3 protein-coding genes are annotated in these 2,592 nt (G+C 45.9%); all 3 read left to right on the top strand.

Going from position 1 to position 2,592, the window contains the following annotated elements; translation table 11 throughout:
• The first annotated feature begins 183 nt into the window (after window positions 1-183).
• Complete coding sequence (locus VN105_RS26345) at window positions 184-1,143, top strand: AAA family ATPase (protein WP_414647267.1); 960 nt, start codon at window positions 184-186, stop codon at window positions 1,141-1,143.
• 51 nt (window positions 1,144-1,194) lie between these two features.
• Window positions 1,195-2,061 carry a DUF58 domain-containing protein gene (locus VN105_RS26350; protein ID WP_325645868.1) on the top strand — a complete coding sequence of 289 codons (867 nt, stop codon included), beginning with the start codon at window positions 1,195-1,197 and terminating at the stop codon, window positions 2,059-2,061.
• A 23-nt stretch (window positions 2,062-2,084) separates the two neighbouring features.
• Window positions 2,085-2,592, top strand: a 508-nt coding sequence (locus VN105_RS26355) for a BatD family protein (protein ID WP_325645870.1), incomplete at its 3' end; no start/stop codon positions are given.

Here is a 2,592-nt window from a genome sequence, read left to right on the forward strand (position 1 = left end):
TAGGCAGCGCCATAGAATGATTATTTAGCGGAAATGAGCCATAGTAGCAAGTTTAACAGCATTTTAACGGCCCGTTCACATAGTGATAAGTTTTATTTGACCAGAGAATGTTTATTTTAGCACACCTGAAAAATTATTAGCATGGAAAATACATCGTCCGACATCCGGCAACTGAATGAGAAGATCCACCAGGCAAGCGCTTTCGTGGACCTGCTCACAATGGAGTTAGGTAAAGTAATTGTTGGCCAGCGTTATATGGTGGAGAGACTGCTCATCGGTTTGCTGGCCCAGGGCCACGTACTGCTGGAAGGCGTACCCGGTCTGGCAAAAACCTTGTCTATCAAGTCCCTGTCGTCCGCTATCAACGCCAAATTCAGCCGTATCCAGTTTACGCCTGACCTGCTGCCTGCGGATGTGATAGGTACCATGATTTATAACCAGCAAAAGAATGAATTTGTAGTACGCAGAGGGCCCATCTTCGCCAACTTTATCCTGGCGGATGAGATCAACCGCGCCCCGGCAAAAGTGCAGAGCGCCCTGCTGGAAGCGATGCAGGAAAGACAGATCACCATTGGCGATTCTACTTTCAAGCTGGATGAGCCTTTTCTGGTACTGGCCACCCAGAACCCCATTGAACAGGAAGGAACCTATACCCTGCCGGAAGCGCAGGTAGACCGTTTCATGCTGAAAGTAGTGATCGGGTATCCTACAAGAGAAGAAGAAAAACAGATCATCCGTCAAAACCTGAACCCGGAACTCTCCACCCAGATACGGCCAGTTATCCAGCCTTCAGATATCCTGGAAGCACGTAAACTGGTAAGGGAAGTATACATGGATGAAAAGATCGAAAAATATATTCTTGATATCGTTTTTGCCACCCGTAACCCGGAAGACTATAAACTTAATAAACTGAAACCGCTGATCGCATATGGCGGATCTCCGAGAGCCAGTATTAACCTGGCCTGGGCTGCCAAAGCCTACGCTTTCATGAAGCGTCGCGGCTACGTGATCCCGGAAGATGTGCGTAATATATGCTTCGACGTTATGCGTCACCGTGTCGGTTTAACCTATGAAGCAGAAGCAGAAAACGTTACCAGCGAAAATATCCTGAGTGAGATCCTGAATGCAGTGGAAGTGCCATAGCAGCTGCAGGACCGGTCATTTTCCGTAATTAGTAACTCAAAAATTTTCCCATTGGATACGGCTGAAATATTAAAAAAGGTAAGGCAGATAGAGATTAAGACGAAAGGGCTTACCAACCACATATTTGCGGGTGAATACCATAGCGCGTTTAAAGGCCGTGGTATGTCGTTCAGTGAAGTAAGGGATTATCATTTTGGGGATGATGTAAGATCTATCGACTGGAACGTAACAGCCCGGTTCAACCACCCTTTTGTAAAGGTTTTTGAAGAAGAAAGGGAGCTTACCGTGATGCTGCTGGTAGATATGAGCGAAAGCTCCTCTTTCGGTACCAAAAAGCAGGATAAACGCGACCTGATCACGGAACTATGCGCTGTACTTGCTTTTTCTGCCATCAAAAATAATGATAAAGTGGGCGTTATCTTTTTCAGCGATGGCATGGAAAAATATATCCCGCCAAAAAAAGGTAAATCACATATTCTTTTCATTATCCGTGAACTGTTATCATTCACGCCTAAACGAAAAGGAACAAATATTAAAGAAACCCTGCGTTTCTTTAATAATGCTACCAAAAAAAGGAGCATTGTTTTTATGCTGAGCGATTTCTTATCCGGAAATTACCAGGACGCATTGAACATCGCCGCAAAAAGGCATGACGTGGTGGGGGTACAGGTATATGACCAACGCGATAAAGAACTGCCGCCGGTGGGCCTGATCCAGGTTGCGGATGCGGAAACCGGCGCCACACAATGGGTAGATACCAACGACCGCAGGGTGCGCCAGTATTATGAACAGCAATTCCTTCAGCATTCACAATATTGCAAAAACGCGTTCCTGAAAAGTGGCGCAGAATTAGTGAGCGTACGTACCGACGAGGATTATGTGAAAGCGTTGCAAACATTTTTCCTGAACAGGGCATAGATATAAAGGAGAGCAAATTAAACATGTATAAACAACAAGTTATAAGGCGTATATTTTTATGTTGTATACTGGGGCTGTTATTTCCCTTCTCCCTGCTGGCACAGCAGGCAGTAGATGTTACCGCCAAAGCAGATACCAGCAGTATCAGGATAGGCGAGCAGATAAAACTGCAGCTCACCGCCACGCTTACAGCGCAACAGTTTAAAGACGCTAACTTCAAAGTGCTCTTCCCGGTATTACCCGATTCACTGGATCATTTTGAAGTGGTAACCCGCTCCAATCTTGATACACTGGTAAACCAGGATCAACACGTACTTCATCAAACTTATACCCTTACCAGTTTCGATTCCGGGCATTGGGAAATTCCCCCGATGCATTTTGAAATATACAGCGGCGCCAATGCCACCGCCGACTCCGCGGTAACCCTGCCTATCGGGATAGATGTAAACACGGTAGCGGTAGATACCACCAAAGCATTCAAGCCTATTAAATCAATAAAGGGTGTTGCCTGGAGTATATGGGACTACTGGC

It is taken from the genome of Chitinophaga sp. (assembly GCF_035564935.1).
Classification (GTDB): Bacteria; Bacteroidota; Bacteroidia; order Chitinophagales; family Chitinophagaceae; genus Chitinophaga.